The organism is Paraburkholderia sp. HP33-1, assembly GCF_021390595.1.
GTDB lineage: Bacteria > Pseudomonadota > Gammaproteobacteria > Burkholderiales > Burkholderiaceae > Paraburkholderia.
Window position 1 is genome coordinate 1,854,304 of record NZ_JAJEJR010000002.1, and the last position, 14,765, is coordinate 1,869,068.

The window sequence follows — 14,765 nt, forward strand, 5'->3', positions numbered from 1 at the left end:
GGCCTGTGGCCCCTGAAAGCGGGCCTCCCGAATGCCGTTTCTTGCACACCGTCATAAACAGAACAGATGGAGCGCGAACGAAGTCGCATAGAACGGCCGTGAGACGCCCCGCTTTTGCCGATCGACGGGGATGCGCCGCACCGACATTGCTATTGCCCCCGCGAATAAAGGGCCCAAACGAAAAAGCGGAATGACCGCGCAACGGCCATTCCGCTTCGGGATGAGCCGGCCTTTGCGAGGCCGGTTCGTACTCAGTTAGCGCGCAGAGCGACCCGCCTTACGGCGCCGCGACACCGCGCGTCGCCGCCGTATAAGGCGTGTAGAAGCTCGAGCCGGCCCACGTACGCGAGGCTGCCGTGTAGAGCGGTGCGCCTTGCGTGTAGTTCGCGCCGTCGTGCCAGTCGCCGGAACCGGTGTACTTCGCGACCGCCGGGTACGGATAGACCGGGCGCGAAGCCGTCACGTTGCTCGACGAGTCGGTTTGATACGTCATCACGGAAGTCGGCGCCTTGGACTGCTCGACCCAGTTGGTGACTGAGGTCACGAGGTCGATGTTCGGGTTGCCTTCGCCACCGCCGCAGTGACCGACACCCGGGATCAGGTACAGACGCGCGAACTGGTCGACTGTGGACGCGCCCAGCGTGTTCTGCATCGCTTCGTAGTACTGGATCGTGAAGAGCGGCGAGATGTGCTGGTCAGCCCAACCGTGCCACAGGATCAGCTTGCCGCCGGCAGCGTTGAATGCGGACAGGTCCGGATTCGTCGCATCGATGAACGGATGGTTTGCCTTCAGGTAGGTCGGATAGAAGCTTGCGTCCGTAAAGCCGAAGGTGTCGATGGTCGGCATCGTCGGCGAACCGGTGAAGATCAGGTTGTACGCGCCGGTCACGATCGAATAGCTGAACAGGCTCGTGACGGGCACCGCTCCGGCGGTCGAGTTCGTCTTCGGCACTTCCACGCCAATCCAGTTCGCTTCCGAACCGTACTGCGGCGAGCCGGCCAGCATGTACTCACCGGTCGTTGCGTCGGTCGGACCACTGTAGATGGCCTTGGCGGCCGTGACTTCAGCTGCGGTCAGGCAGCTGCTCGTGTCGGTCGCACCGTTCGCGCACTGGATCGTTGCCGGGTCGAAATGGCAGACACGCGGATCGGCCAGCAGGCCGTCGGCCGCGCCGCTGGTGCCGCCGCATGCGGCAACGACAGCCGTGTGCAGCAGCGTAGCCTTGTCGGCGTACAGGATCGCATTGCCCCCGCTGTCGCCGGTCGTGCTTTGCGACTTCACGCTCCAGCCGTGATACAGCGAGTTCTGGATCTGGAAGTGCGCAGCCGGTGCGCCGGCGACGATACCGTTGTAGTCGGTCGGGTAACGTTGCGCGGCCATCAGAGCTTCGCGGCCGCCGTCCGAGCAGCCGATGAAGTACGAGTACTTCTGCGCCTGTCCGTAGTAAGCCTGAATCAGCTTCTTCGCCGCGAGCGTCGTGATGTGCTGACCGCGGTACGCAAAGTCAGCCTGCTTTTGCGAATCCGTGGTCCAGGTGGAATCACTGCCCGAGTGACCCATGTCGGTCGCCGCCGTCACGAAGCCGCCCTTCTGCACGAGCGGGCACTGATACGAGAAGCTGAACGAGCTTTGCTGGGTCGGGTCGCTCAGGTTGCCGCACAGACCGCCGCAACCGAGTTCCGCGAAACGTTGCGTCCACGTGCTGACCGGCAGCGCGACTTCGAACGTGTTCGACGGAGCGAGCGTGCCCTTCACCGTACAGAATGCGACCGTCGCGCCGTTGACCGTTGCGTTGGTCACAGTTGCCGACGTAATCGAGCTACCCGCGCCACCGATGTCGGTGATGTCGATCGAAGCGAGCTTCGAGCAATCGACCACAGGCTGCACGACCGACAACGGCGTATACGTGAGCGTGCTGCTACCACCGCCGCATGCGGCGACGATCGCGGCCGTCGCGCAAACGCCGGCGAGCGTCAGCAACGAAACGCTACGCGCCTTGATACGCGACAGCAACTTCAGAGACTGCAGTGTTCTCATACTTGTTCCCCTGTATGTTTTTGGCGCTCGACTATCGGACGCGTGCGTGCGCTCGCGGCGCGCATCACGCGGCCACATTGAGTGACGCATGTCTTTTTCACCTTCATGGATTCATATCTCCTCTTTTAGTACTTCGGCTCTCAGAAACGTCTTCGTTTTTCAGACCGCGGCCGCGCAATCGCACAGGGTCGTCGGGTTTTGCCGCGACGTTAACCAGACGGTGAATGACAAGAAATCGCGGGTTAACCACAAGGATCAACGATATCGACGGCTCTTTGATGCGCTCGCACGCGCATCGTGTTGACGCTCGCCGGCACGCTTGATCCTATGGAACAAGGACTTACGGGTAGCCTAGACAATCGACTCACACTCGCGCCTGCATTTCGCGCAATGTCAGGCGATAATTTTTTTAGATGCGAAAAGAAAGAAATTGAAATGCACCGTTCGGCAGTGATGAGTCTTGAATCGTGTCGCGAAGTGATGTTGCAAAGAACCTCCGCAAAGTACTGCTTCTATTCCCATTGCCATGTTGTGGCGCGAACCCAACGCTATTCCAAAACGCTTTGCGAACTAACGCGAAGAGCTTTCTGTTTTATTTATCAGCCCTTCGTCGCGATCCTTCCTATTATTACAACCACTCATATCTTTGCTTACAAAATACAAATATCGTATCGACACGGCGGGAACATAAAACTTATATTTTTCAATGACCTGCGACACAAACTCCGAAATGGCGCAATCAACGCGCCGCGTCGCAAGTTCGCGTAAACCCCGCGATGTCTGACAGCCTGCTGTTCAATCAATCCGTTTTTTTGAGCAGTTCAAGCCACTTCCTCAGAAACATTGCGCCGACTATATTGAGCCCCGTTCACCAGTGCCCGACCTGTTTTGCATCACGAGGACCCACTGGGATCTACGTGAACCAACAGCGCGGCACACCCAGATTACTTCGCTTGGCATGACTAAATAAAACAGGAGATCATTTAGATGAAAAAGACGCAGATCGCTCTCGCCATTCTCGCGGGCACCTTGATGTCGACGGCAGCATATGCGCAAAGCAGCGTCACGCTCTTCGGCCTCATGGACACGGGCGTTACGTACGTGAGTAATCAGGGGGGCAAGAGCAACGTCAAGATGGACGACGGCGTCAACGGCCCGAACCTGTGGGGTATGAGAGGCACGGAAGATCTCGGCGGCGGCACCAAGGCCGTCTTCGAGCTCGTGAACCAGTACCAGCTGAACAACGGGCAATTCATGCCCAATTCGAGTCTGTTCAGCCGGACTTCGTACGTGGGGCTCGTCAACGATCGGCTCGGCAAGCTCACGCTGGGTAATCAGTACGACTTCATGACGGACTCGCTCTTCGGCGGTCACAACGATCCCGCTGACGTTTCGGGCCACTTCTACGCCTTCCGCGCGGGTCCGTTCCAGAAGCTCGCTCTGCCGCAGAACCCGACCGGCGCCTTCAACTGGGACCGCATGGCGGGCTCGAGCATCAATAACTCCGTCAAATACCTGACCCCGGTGTTCGGCGGATTCAGCGCGGGCGCGATGTATGGCTTCGGCAACGTCGCGGGTTCCGTTGGCGCGGGCAATTCGACCAGCTTCGCGCTCAACTACGCGGCGAATTCATTCGGCGCCAACGCGGCCTATACGAACGTGAAGTACTTCACCGCGGGTTCGCCGCAGGTCAGCGTGCGCAACTGGGGTCTTGGCGCGCACTATGCGTTCGGCTCGTGGTTCACCAATGCGCTCTTCACGACCGTGCACAACTCCGCGAACGGCGGCTCGGTCTATGAAGGCTCGGTCGGCGTGCAGTACCACTTCACGCCGGCACTCGCCACGGGCGCGTCGTATATGTACATGAAGGGCAACTCGGTCGTTGACAACAATCACGCGCACCAGGTCGCGGCGATCGCCGACTACTCGCTCTCAAAGCGCACCAGCGTCTATGTGATGGGTGTGTATCAGCGGGCAAGCTCGGGCGGCTTCGCGCAGATCAACGGCATGAACTCCTCGGACGGCGCATCGAGCGGACAGACGCAGGCAATCGCACGCATCGGCTTGCATACCCACTTCTGATTCGGGAAGTCATCGTGAATGGCGTGAAGGGCGAACCCGCCCTTCACGCCATTTTTCCAGTTCGACTGTGAGCACGCCGAATGACTACGCTCTGACAATTTATTACGATTTCACCGTGGTAGACGCGTAGCATAACGGGGGCGTGTCCTGCGAGCGCTCCCGCTCGCATTCGTCATTCAACCGCGGAGATTTTGGAAATGAGCATTTTCGGCGACATCGTCCACAAGCTGTTCGGCAAAGCGAAGCCGGACCAACCTCCCCCCGCGACGGAACCGACCCCTGACCCGGCCGCCGCTCAAGCCGCGACACCCGACGCTCCCGCCGCGCCCGCACCGCTGACCGACGTCGACGTGGCCGCCGTGATGGATCAACTCGTCAGCGAAAGCGGACAGACGCTGAACTGGCGCACGTCGATCGTCGACACGATGAAAGCGCTAGGTGTCGACAGCAGTCTCGAACACCGCAAGCAGCTTGCGCAGGAATTGAAGTACAACGGGGACATGAACGACTCCGCGAGCATGAACGTCTGGCTGCACAAGCAGGTGATGCAGGCGCTCGCGGCGAACGGCGGCAAGCTGCCGCCCGACCTGGCAAGTTAAGCAGGACGAATCACGCATTTCGCAATAAGCGAAGCGTAGTAAGAGTCCGTCATCCGGACGCGGCTGCCCGGTCGATGCGATCAACCGGGCAAACCGCATATCGAATGCGGGTGACGGAACACATTGCGATGGAGTAGACGCGGCTATTGCGCCGCGGTGAGCTTGAGCCCCGGCCGCAGCGGGTGCGTAGACTCCAGCGGACCCTTGCGTTCGTCCGATACCTGTTCAATTCCCTTTCTCGTGACTTCTTCGAGAAAGGTCAGGCGAGCCCGGTAGTAGTCGGCACGCAACTGTGCGTCGAGCACGAGCTGTTCGGCCTGAAACAGTTCCATGCGCAGGTTGTTCAGCGCACGCTCGGCCTGTTTCTCGGGAGTAGGAGCGTGTTGTGAAGCCCAGTTGGCAAGCCACCTTATCATGGTGAAGCCCTCCTAGAGTTCAAGGCTTTGCTACGACACAGGCTATCAAATTCCGGGCACGGCGTGTGTTAAATCGTCTCACGCGTTGCATATTGTGCAAGCTACTGTGGGGCACCACACAATCGACTTACCACGACCGCTTAGGTACTAATACCACAACCCGCGCGAAACGAAAAAAGCCCGCGCAGTGAAGGCGGGCAAATCCCACTCTCCGTAAGCGTGTGTCACGAGGATGACACGCGAGAAGCTTATCGCTCGCGCAATGCGAACGTTCGTGTGCTGGCGATCAGTTCCGCGCGAATAGATTGATCGCTGACCCTGGCTCGCGCGCTATTGACTCTCTTGAAGCGCTGCCCCAATTTTCGCAATGGCTCGCGCAAAGTGAGCGATCTGCCGGCCCTGCTCGATCAGATCCATGGCGATCCGGAATGTGACCACGTCGGTCTTGTCCGCCAGCTGAAGCTTCGCGAGCACGACCTGACGCGTGGTCGCCGCGAGCTTATCGATGCCGGCTTTCGCATCGACGACCTTCGCGACCACTCCCGGATCGGGCGCCTCGATCGTGCGGATCGCCTGCTCGAGATTGCGGATCACCGCCTCCGAAAACTCCGTGGTTGCCACATCGCGCAGGCGCAGCAAATTGATCGGCTGCGTCATCCGCTGCTGCCCGACCATCATCAACGTCGTGCCGACAATGCCGCTGATGCTCTCGAGATGGCTCGTGACCTGCGTGTAGCCGACCATCTGCTGACCTTCGTCCGCCGAGTGCTCCACGAGCGACAAGCGACCGATATATTGAAGGATCTCGAAGGCGAGCCGGTCGGTTTCCTTATCCTGGTCGAGCAAGTGATTGATCTCTTCCATCGTGCCGGTCGACACCATCTGCGAGCCGCGTTGCACGACGTGGAGCACCTGTGCGCCAAGCCGGGTCAGTTCGATACGCACACGTTGCAGTGCAAGCGAGGGCACCGTCAACGACGACTCGTCGAGATACTGCGGATCGCCCGCGGGTTTGGCTGCCTTCGCGCGCTTCGGCACGACCAGTTGCGCGAGCCGCGCAATCGGATCGGTAAACCAGATCAGCACGAGCGTGTTCGCCACGCTGAAGAGCGTATGCACATTGGCTACCTGACGCGGCGCCTCGGCCGCGAGGCGCGCGAGGCCTTCGAGCTCCGGATGCGACGGCGATACCCAGCGCACGAACTGCGCCATCTGCGGAATGAGGAAGAGCGCGATCGCGACGCCGAGGACATTGAATATCAGATGCACGACGCCGACCTGCACCGCCTCCGGTGTCTTGCCGATCGAGGCAAGCAATGCCGTGCCGCAGGTGCCGACATTCGCGCCGAGAATCAGCGTGATGGCGGCTTCGAGCGGCATCAAGCCCTGGCCGCTCAACGCAATCACGACCGCGAGCGTCGCCGCCGAGCTTTGCACGATCGCGGTGAAGACCGCCCCCACGATGATGCCGAAGAGCGGATTGCGCATATCCTGCATCGCGTCGATGAACGGCTGGTACGTGCGCAGCGGATGCGTGGACTCGCCCATCAGCTGGATGCCCAGGAACAGCAGCCCGAGCCCCATCACGACGCCGCCGATCTGCCGCAGCCGCTCGCGCGGGCCGAACGCGTGCAGCGCAAAGCCGACCGCCAGCATGAATGGCGTCAGACGCGACACGTCGAACGCGATGATCTGCGCGGTGATCGTCGAGCCGATGTTCGCGCCCATGATCATCGGCACCGACTGGGTTAGCGTCATCAGCCCGGCGGACACGAAGCCGACCATCAGCACCGTCGTGATGGTCGACGAGTTGAGCAGCGCGGTCACGACGGCCCCTGCCAACACGCCGCGAAACCGGTTCGCGGTCAGGACGCCGATCAGCGACTGCAGTCTTGATCCCGCGATCGCCTTCAGGCCGCCGGTCAGGAACTCCAGACCGAGAAGAAACAGCGCGAGACCGCCAATCAACAGTCCGATGATCCCAACGAGGTTCAAGCGCACGGAATCGACGTCAGCCAGATAATCAGTCATCCTGATGTGCCTTTGATGATCACGCGAATAGACGCAGGAACGTTGGACAGCTCCGCGCCCCGGATCGATGACGGGACAAGCAGTCGGTTTAACTGAGTCCGGGGCAGATATCTGAAGCTAACGCTAAGGGTAAGAGGAAGATGGCGCGCAGGCAAGGGATTGGGGGCAAATCGGAAGGCGGTGCCGCGTGTGCGCCGCGCCGACGTGTTCTCGATGTCAGATTTGGCAGTTAACCCCTAGGTAAAAATGCCCATCGTCCCGCCTGATGGCGGCTGCCAATAATGTCTCCATCCTCCATTCAAACTTGCTCCTACTCACCCCAAACAAGAAGGAGGACTTATGGCAAATCGCATTGCCTACGTAACCGGCGGCATGGGTGGCATCGGAACCGCCATCTGCCAGCGCCTGCATAAAGAAAGCTACACGGTCATCGCGGGTTGCGGCCCGAACTCGGCGCGCAAAGCCCGATGGCTGGAAGAACAGAAGGCGCTCGGCTATAACTTCATCGCCTCGGAGGGGAACGTCGCGGATTGGGAATCCACGGTGAAAGCATTCGGGAAGGTCAGGACGGAAGTCGGCGAAATCGACGTGCTCGTCAACAACGCGGGCATCACGCGCGACGGCATGTTCCGCAAGATGACGTACGAAGATTGGCAAGCAGTGATCGACACCAATCTCACGAGCCTCTTCAACGTGACCAAGCAGGTCATCGAGGGCATGGTCGAGCGAGGCTTTGGGCGCATCATCAACATCTCGTCGGTCAACGGCCAGAAAGGCCAGTTCGGGCAAACCAACTACTCTACCGCCAAGGCCGGTATTCACGGCTTCACGATGGCGCTCGCCCAGGAAGTGGCTACCAAGAACGTGACGGTCAACACCGTGTCGCCGGGCTATATCGGCACCGACATGGTCAAGGCCATCCGTCCGGAAGTGCTGGAAAAAATCGTCGCGACGATTCCGGTGCGGCGTCTCGGCGCGCCGGAAGAAATCGCGTCGATCGTCGCGTGGATCGCTTCGGATCAGGCGGGCTTCGCGACCGGGGCGGATTTCTCGCTGAACGGCGGTCTGCATATGGGCTAACGGGAACGGCGCCGCGTTGTACGCGGCGCAGCCGTTTTCCGTTCTCGACGTTTTCAGGTTCCGCGATGGTATCGCGGCCCGCCGCGAGCCGGCGCCTCAGTGAGCTTATGGCCAGAAAAGCGAGCCCTCCTCGCGATGCACATGCGAAGTCGCCACGCACGCGCCCGAAGGCGATGCTGCGGCCACTCGTGCCTGCCAAAGCAGGCGAAATCTCGCTCGACTATCACATGACGCTCGAGGCATTACGCAGCGGCGTCGCTAATCAATATCATGTCGGCAGCATGGCGCAGGCCATTTACATGGCGATGCTGCTGAATCAGCGCGGCTTTGGTCTGGCCGTACCCGAACTGTTCCGCGACGCCGAGGGCGTGATTCTGCGCTGCCGGCAGGCGGGACTCGAAACCGGCATCTGCGCCGTCGATCACGACGCGTACGCGCTACTCGGTCAGGTTCTCACGCTCTTCGATGAGCAACTCGCGGCAGCGCCGGTGCAGGAGTTGATCGCCGTCAACGCGAAGCTGAAGATGCTTTTCAGCGCCGCCAACGGCACGGGCGACTGCAACGGGAACCTTGCATAGCGAAGCGCGGTCGACACGCCAGTCACCGCTCAACGTCCGCCCAATCACGAAAGCCATGCGTTCGAACGTCTCCCTGCAGCGCCGCGTCGCCGCGCTGCTCATTACCCTGCCCGTCGCCGCCGCGCTGCAAAGCTGCGCGAGCCCGGATACCGACAGCGTCACGCATGCCGGCCCCTATCGCGCCGAGATCCGCCGCACGGCGCTCGGCATTCCGCACATCAAGGCCGACGACTGGGGCAGCCTCGGCTACGGATACGGCTACGTACAGGCACAAGACAATCTGTGCACGATGGCCGAAAGCTTCGTCACCTATCGCGGCGAACGCTCTCGCTTCTTCGGCGCGAACGCGCGCCCCGCGTCAGGCGCGACGTTCGGCGAGTCCGACAATCTCAACTCGGACTTCTTCTTCCGTTTCATCGCCGACGATGCCGCCATCGCGCGCTACCGCAGAAGCCAGACGGACGACATGCGCGCGCTGATCGACGGCTTCGTCGCCGGCTATAACCGCTACGTCGCCGATCTCGCGCACGGTGATTTTCCGGGTGCGCATGCGGATTGCCGCGCGGAGCCGTGGCTCGGCAGGATTAGCAACGCGGATATCTATCGGCGTCAGTACGCGGCGAATCTGGCTGGTGGCGAAGCGCGCTTCGTCCATGCGATCGCGACCGCGCAACCGCCGCAGGCCACGCCGGTGCCGCCGCACAGCGCATTGCCCGATGACGGCCATGTCGATACACCGCTCGCTGAATTCGGCGGCCACGCAGGCATCGGCAGCAACGCGCTCGCGTTCGGCGCGGACGCGACGCACATCGGCAGCGCGCTGCTGCTCGGCAATCCGCACTGGTTCTGGACCGGCCCCGATCGCTTCTACCAGGCTCAGCTCACTATTCCAGGCAGGCTGAACGTCAGTGGCGTGTCTTTTCTGGGCGTGCCGCTGGTCATGATCGGCTTCAACGACAACGTCGCGTGGACGCACACCGTGTCCACCGCGAAGCGCTTCGGCCTCTTCGAGCTGACGCTCGTGCCTGGCGCGCCGACCCAATATCAGGTCGATGGCAAGACCGAAGCGATGACACCAACGCGCGTAAGCGTCGAAGTGCGCGCCGACGACGGTTCGCTGCATACCGTGTCGCGCACGCTGTACCGCTCGCGCTACGGTCCGCTCGTCAATCTCCGCGCGATGTCGCCCGCGCTCGCGTGGAATGCGCAGCAAGCGTTCGCGTTACGCGATATCAACGTCGACAACTTCCGCGCGTTTGAAAACTTCCTCGAATGGAATCAGGCGACTTCGCTCGATGATTTCATTCGCATCCAGAAGAAGAACGCGGCCATGCCGTGGGTCAACACGATCGCGATCGGCCGCGACGATCCGCGCGTCTGGTACGCGGATATCGGCGCGATCCCGGACGTGCCCGACGACCTCGCGCAGCGCTGCACGCCGCCGGTCGGCAAGGCACTCGCTCAGATGATGCCCGGCGTGCCGGTCCTCGACGGTTCGCGCGGCGACTGCGACTGGCGCGACGAGGCCGCAGCCGTGCAGCATCATGCGTTGCCGGTCGCGCAAATGCCGTCGCTGTTGCGGCGCGACTATGTCGGCAATTTCAACGACAGTTACTGGCTCAGTAACCCGGCCGCTCCACTGACCGGCTACGCGAAGATCATCGGCGCGACCAGCGCGCCGCAGACGCTGCGCACACGTCTCGGTCATACGATTGCCGCGCAATTGCAGACCGATCCGCATGGCGTTTCCGCGGATGCGCTCGGCCACGCGGCACTCGATAGCCGCTCGATGTCGGCGTTGCTGTTCAAGCAACCAGTGCTCGACCTTCTGTGCAGCAGCGAAGCGCTCGCGGCCCTGCCGGCCGATCCGAACGCCGACGAACAGCGCGCGGCGTGCAAAGTACTCGCCGCATGGGACGATACGGCAGCGGCCGGCGCAGTGGGTGCGACCTTGTGGGACGAACTGTGGCGGCGTCTACTAACGATTCCGCCCGCGCAGCTATACGCGGTGCCGTTCGATCCCGCGAAGCCATTAACCACGCCCGCGGGCATCACCGCCGATCCCGCGAAGCTCGCCGCCGCGCTCCATGACGCGCTCGCGGCCCTGCAACGCGCCGGCATCGCGATCGATGCGCCGCGCAGCGCGGCACTCTACGTGCAACGCAACGCCGAGCGCATTCCACTATTCGGTGGTTGCGATGCGGGCGGCTATTTCACCGCGGCGTGCGCCGCGCACCCGTTCGATGAGAGTGGCTATTCGATGAACGTCAAGCCAATGGGCGATACGTACTTGCAGATCGTGTCGTTCGCCGGCGCTCAGGTGATCGCGCACACGCTGCTCGCGCCGTCCGAATCGGACGATCCGGCGTCTGCGCACTACGCCGACGGTACGCGCGATTACGCAGCACAACGCTGGACGCTTATCCCCTTCTCGGAAGAATCGATTGCGCACGATCCTGCGTTGAGTGTCCGCACGCTGAGTTCGTCTGATGCGAAAGCGCAATGAGCGGTACGACGGGCAGCACGCCCGTCGTACCGCAAAAGCTCACAGATCGAGCACCAGTAGCGGCGATTTCGCGCGCGAGCAGCACGGCAGGAACTGATCGTTCGCCGCGCGTTCCTCGTCGGTCAGATACGAATCCCGATGATCCGGCTCGCCGGACAGCACCCGCGTCAGACAGGTGCCGCACACCCCCTGTTCGCACGACGTGATGACCTCGACGCCATGCGCGGCCAGCGCCTGGACGACCGTACATTCCGGCGGTACGTCGATGGTTGCGCCGCTGGTCGCGATGCGCACCTGAAAGCTGCCGCCCGTCGCTGCCTGATTCGCGGGTGCGCCGAAGAACTCGTAGTGCAGCCTGTTTTCCGGCCAGCCCCTGGCGCGCGCGGTCTCGAGCACGAAGTCCATGAAGCCGCGCGGACCGCACACATAGAGATGCGTGCCGGCCGGCGCATCGCTCAGCGCCTGCTCGATATCGAACGTCGATCCCCCCGGATCGTCATCGTGATGAAGCTGGACCGACTTCGCAAAGCCAGCCTGCGCGAGGCGCTCTACGAACGCCGTGCGTTCCTTCGAACGCGTGCAATAGTGCATCTCGAACGACGCGCCCGTGGCGGCAAGCCGCTCGGCCATGCAGAGAATCGGCGTGACACCGATACCGCCCGCGAGCAGCAGATGATGTGCTGCATCGTCAGCGAGCGCGAAATGATTGCGCGGCGCGCTGATCTGCAGGCGGTCGCCTTCGCGGACCAGATCATGCACGGCTTTCGATCCGCCGCGTCCCGCTTCATCACGCAGCACCGCGATCAGATAGCGATGCGTTTCGCGCGGATCATTGCACAGGGAGTACTGCCGCACGAGCCCATTGGGTAAATGCACGTCGACATGCGAACCGGCGTCGAAAGCGGGCAACGGTTGACCGTTTTCGCTCGCGAGTTCAAAACTCGTGATACCGAGCGCTTCGTCGCGCCGGCGCGCAACCACGACATTCAGGACGGGATGATTCATGTCGCCGTCCGCACTGGAATCACGCGCGTCACTTCAGCTTGCGGCGCGCCGGTCTGCGCGCGTTCCTGCTCGACGAGCCGATCGATCACGCGACGCGACATCACGCCGCCCGCATCGATATTGAGCTTCAGCAGATTGCGCTCGGGCCAACGCAACAAGTTCTGCTGCTGACGTTCGAGCATCTCCAGATCTTCGCTGAAGATCTTGCCCTGCCCTTCGCGGATGCTGGCGGTCAGCGCGGCATCGTCGGGACGGAAATTGCGTGCCATGCCCCAGAAATACCAGATCGACGTTTCCGTTTCCGGCGTGATGAAGTCCACCACGATCGACGACGCCTTCCTGTCGGCCGGCGCGTGATAGCCGCCATGCCCGGCATGCGCGACGCCGACCTCGATCAGCACGTGACTCGGCGGCGTGAAGTGGCAGATCTGCCAACGATCGACGGGCACGTCGTCGGCGAGGCCATTACCGCGCAAGGCCATCTTCCAGAACGGAGGCGCCGCGACGTTTTCCATGAAACGGCTCGTGCGCACGGTATCGCCTTCGGCCACGGTTTTCGGCGCAGCTTCGTCGATTTCCTTTTGCCCGATGCTGTTCGCGTGCACATAGGTCTCGTGCGTCAGATCCATCAGGTTGTCGATCATCAGCCGGTAGTCGCAGCGGATGTGATAAAGCCCGCCGCCATAGGCCCATTCGGCACTCTCCGCCCACTCCAGATGATGCAGTTTGCCGGCATCGGCCTGCGCCGCATCGCCGGGCCACACCCAGACGAAACCGTAGCGCTCGATCACCGGATAGCCGCGAATCGAAGGAAAGCCGTTGACGCGTTGACCCGGCATGCCGGTCGCCTTGCCCTGACAGCCCATTTCGAGGCCGTGATAGCCGCACACGAGCGTGCCGTCGCGCACGAAACCAAGGGACAGCGGCGCGCCGCGATGCGGGCAGAAGTCTTCGAGCGCCATCACGGCGCCTTGCGCGTTGCGATAGAAAACCATCGGCTCGCCACAGATCTGACGGCCGAGCGGCTTATCCGCGACTTCATCGGGCATACAGGCGACGTACCACGCATTCTTTGGGAACATGTCAGTCTCACTCCTTGTTATTCGTGCGACTCATTCCGTGCACTCATTGTGATTCAGTGTACTCAATGTGCCTTTAATGATTAAATGAAGGTTTTCCCCTAGGCTAACTTTCAATCGGGTAACACGAAGGCCGTTTCTGCATTTCCATTAGCAGAGAAAATGCGCGCGGCTTTCAGAACATATATGGCCACTACAACAGATACCAGCACTACCGCGATCAGCATCGCACTGTACGACCAGCCTGGCCATCTGATCCGACGCGCGCATCAGATTTCCGTGTCCATGTTTCATGATCTGGTCGGACGCGAGGTGACGCCCGTGCAATATGCGGTGCTCAGAATGCTGCAGGAATTGCCCGGACTCGATCAGGTCACGCTTGCGCAGCGGGTCGGCCTCGACACGTCGACCACCGCCGATATTGCGGTGCGACTCGAAGCGAAAGGCTGGATCGTGCGCGAAGTTCTGCCGCGCCGTCAGCGTCGTTTATTGCTGACGCCGGCCGGAGAACAGTTGCTCGACGAATTGATCCCCGGCGTCAACGCGCTCAATCACGGCCTGCTCGACGGAATGGGAGAAGAAGATGCGCACGAGCTATTGAGGCTGCTGAGAAAGTTCGTTCATCTGAATAACGATCAAAGCCGCGCGCCGCTGCGCAGTGCGAGCGACGACGCGAATTCGAACTAACCCGCCACCGCCGCATTCAACGCCAGCGACACGCCTCCCACCAGAATCAGACTCGACGCCCACACCGCATCCAGATTGAACCAGCTGCGCGACACGAACCTGAGCCCCAGGTAGCGATAAACGAGCCACGCGAGCACGCCGCCGGTTACGGTCATCGCGGCCGCGTGCACCGCGGAGACCGACAGCGCCATGCGCAGACTGGTTTCGATCAACGTTTGCGCGGCTTTGTGGGCACTGTCCATGTCGTTGGCGCGGCACAGTCCGAGATAGATCGGCACCAGCATCAAGGCGGCCCCGTGCGCGATCGCCACCGCAAACGACCACAGCGCGAGCCGCGACGGCGGAATTCTCGCCAGCACCCGCGGATGACGCCGGCGCATCAGCAACGTCAGACCGAAGCCGATCACGAGCAGGCTCGCGCCGATCTGGATTTGACGCTGCCATGCGAGCACGCCCGCGAGCATCGCGAACGGCAGCATCATCAGCAGGATGGCGAGCGCGTGCCCTGCCGCGAGATAAAGAAGTGCGACGAGCAGCGCTCGCGCGCGTCGCTGCATCAGCGCGTTCGATACCGCGAGCGGCCATCCCATCGCCGGATTGAGCCCGTGATACACACCGCTCGCGACAACGGCCAGCCACAGTGCCGCTTGCGGCGACACCGCGC

At 61.8% G+C, this 14,765-nt stretch carries 12 protein-coding genes; 6 read left to right on the forward strand and 6 right to left on the reverse strand.

Annotated features, from left to right (window positions below; translation table 11 throughout):
* Positions 1 to 277: 277 nt before the first annotated feature.
* Positions 278 to 2,038 (reverse strand): tannase/feruloyl esterase family alpha/beta hydrolase, encoded by a 1,761-nt coding sequence (locus L0U81_RS24435; protein WP_233806542.1) that lies wholly within the window; start codon positions 2,036 to 2,038, stop codon positions 278 to 280.
* Positions 2,039 to 3,025: 987 nt separating this feature from the next.
* Between L0U81_RS24435 and L0U81_RS24440 the strand changes: the two genes are divergently transcribed.
* The gene (locus L0U81_RS24440) at positions 3,026 to 4,120 is read left to right on the forward strand and encodes a porin (protein WP_233806544.1); all 1,095 of its coding nucleotides are present in this window, start codon (positions 3,026 to 3,028) and stop codon (positions 4,118 to 4,120) included.
* Between the two features lie 197 nt (positions 4,121 to 4,317).
* Positions 4,318 to 4,719, forward strand: coding sequence for a DUF3597 domain-containing protein (locus tag L0U81_RS24445; protein WP_233806546.1), 402 nt, complete (start codon positions 4,318 to 4,320; stop codon positions 4,717 to 4,719).
* 143 nt (positions 4,720 to 4,862) lie between these two features.
* Here the strand turns inward: L0U81_RS24445 and L0U81_RS24450 are convergent, their stop codons facing one another.
* The gene (locus tag L0U81_RS24450) at positions 4,863 to 5,135 is read right to left on the reverse strand and encodes a hypothetical protein (RefSeq protein WP_233806548.1); all 273 of its coding nucleotides are present in this window, start codon (positions 5,133 to 5,135) and stop codon (positions 4,863 to 4,865) included.
* Positions 5,136 to 5,465: 330 nt separating this feature from the next.
* A complete protein-coding gene (locus L0U81_RS24455) occupies positions 5,466 to 7,166 on the reverse strand; it encodes a Na/Pi cotransporter family protein (RefSeq protein ID WP_233806550.1) in 1,701 nt (566 codons plus the stop codon).
* A 339-nt stretch (positions 7,167 to 7,505) separates the two neighbouring features.
* Between L0U81_RS24455 and L0U81_RS24460 the strand changes: the two genes are divergently transcribed.
* The 3 genes from L0U81_RS24460 (at position 7,506) to L0U81_RS24470 (ending at position 11,330) form a co-directional block, all read left to right on the forward strand.
* The gene (locus L0U81_RS24460; RefSeq protein ID WP_233806552.1) at positions 7,506 to 8,246 is read left to right on the forward strand and encodes a 3-ketoacyl-ACP reductase; all 741 of its coding nucleotides are present in this window, start codon (positions 7,506 to 7,508) and stop codon (positions 8,244 to 8,246) included.
* A 188-nt stretch (positions 8,247 to 8,434) separates the two neighbouring features.
* Positions 8,435 to 8,824, forward strand: coding sequence for a Fis family transcriptional regulator (locus L0U81_RS24465; RefSeq protein WP_233806554.1), 390 nt, complete (start codon positions 8,435 to 8,437; stop codon positions 8,822 to 8,824).
* A gap of 55 nt (positions 8,825 to 8,879) precedes the next feature.
* Complete coding sequence (locus L0U81_RS24470; RefSeq protein WP_233806556.1) at positions 8,880 to 11,330, forward strand: penicillin acylase family protein; 2,451 nt, start codon at positions 8,880 to 8,882, stop codon at positions 11,328 to 11,330.
* A 39-nt stretch (positions 11,331 to 11,369) separates the two neighbouring features.
* On the opposite strand, the gene L0U81_RS24475 is transcribed toward L0U81_RS24470, so the two are convergent.
* The gene (locus L0U81_RS24475; RefSeq protein ID WP_233806564.1) at positions 11,370 to 12,335 is read right to left on the reverse strand and encodes a PDR/VanB family oxidoreductase; all 966 of its coding nucleotides are present in this window, start codon (positions 12,333 to 12,335) and stop codon (positions 11,370 to 11,372) included.
* Positions 12,332 to 13,417 (reverse strand): aromatic ring-hydroxylating oxygenase subunit alpha, encoded by a 1,086-nt coding sequence (locus L0U81_RS24480; RefSeq protein WP_233806565.1) that lies wholly within the window; start codon positions 13,415 to 13,417, stop codon positions 12,332 to 12,334. The genes L0U81_RS24475 and L0U81_RS24480 overlap by 4 nt, the downstream gene beginning before the upstream one ends.
* Before the next feature lie 183 nt (positions 13,418 to 13,600).
* Between L0U81_RS24480 and L0U81_RS24485 the strand changes: the two genes are divergently transcribed.
* Entirely contained in the window at positions 13,601 to 14,101 is a 501-nt protein-coding gene (locus tag L0U81_RS24485) for a MarR family winged helix-turn-helix transcriptional regulator (protein ID WP_233806567.1), read from the forward strand.
* Here L0U81_RS24485 and L0U81_RS24490 read toward each other — a convergent pair.
* The gene (locus L0U81_RS24490; protein ID WP_233806569.1) at positions 14,098 to 14,760 is read right to left on the reverse strand and encodes a hypothetical protein; all 663 of its coding nucleotides are present in this window, start codon (positions 14,758 to 14,760) and stop codon (positions 14,098 to 14,100) included. The genes L0U81_RS24485 and L0U81_RS24490 overlap by 4 nt on opposite strands.
* Positions 14,761 to 14,765 lie beyond the last annotated feature (5 nt).

What these genes read in the sequence shown, in the direction of transcription:
- L0U81_RS24435 (WP_233806542.1), bottom strand. Translation starts at nt 2,038, where the DNA reads ATGAGAACACTGCAGTCTCTGAAGTTGCTGTCGCGTATCAAGGCGCGT.
- L0U81_RS24440 (WP_233806544.1), top strand. Translation starts at nt 3,026, where the DNA reads ATGAAAAAGACGCAGATCGCTCTCGCCATTCTCGCGGGCACCTTGATG.
- L0U81_RS24445 (WP_233806546.1), top strand. Translation starts at nt 4,318, where the DNA reads ATGAGCATTTTCGGCGACATCGTCCACAAGCTGTTCGGCAAAGCGAAG.
- L0U81_RS24450 (WP_233806548.1), bottom strand. Translation starts at nt 5,135, where the DNA reads ATGATAAGGTGGCTTGCCAACTGGGCTTCACAACACGCTCCTACTCCC.
- L0U81_RS24455 (WP_233806550.1), bottom strand. Translation starts at nt 7,166, where the DNA reads ATGACTGATTATCTGGCTGACGTCGATTCCGTGCGCTTGAACCTCGTT.
- L0U81_RS24460 (WP_233806552.1), top strand. Translation starts at nt 7,506, where the DNA reads ATGGCAAATCGCATTGCCTACGTAACCGGCGGCATGGGTGGCATCGGA.
- L0U81_RS24470 (WP_233806556.1), top strand. Translation starts at nt 8,880, where the DNA reads ATGCGTTCGAACGTCTCCCTGCAGCGCCGCGTCGCCGCGCTGCTCATT.
- L0U81_RS24475 (WP_233806564.1), bottom strand. Translation starts at nt 12,335, where the DNA reads ATGAATCATCCCGTCCTGAATGTCGTGGTTGCGCGCCGGCGCGACGAA.
- L0U81_RS24480 (WP_233806565.1), bottom strand. Translation starts at nt 13,417, where the DNA reads ATGTTCCCAAAGAATGCGTGGTACGTCGCCTGTATGCCCGATGAAGTC.
- L0U81_RS24485 (WP_233806567.1), top strand. Translation starts at nt 13,601, where the DNA reads ATGGCCACTACAACAGATACCAGCACTACCGCGATCAGCATCGCACTG.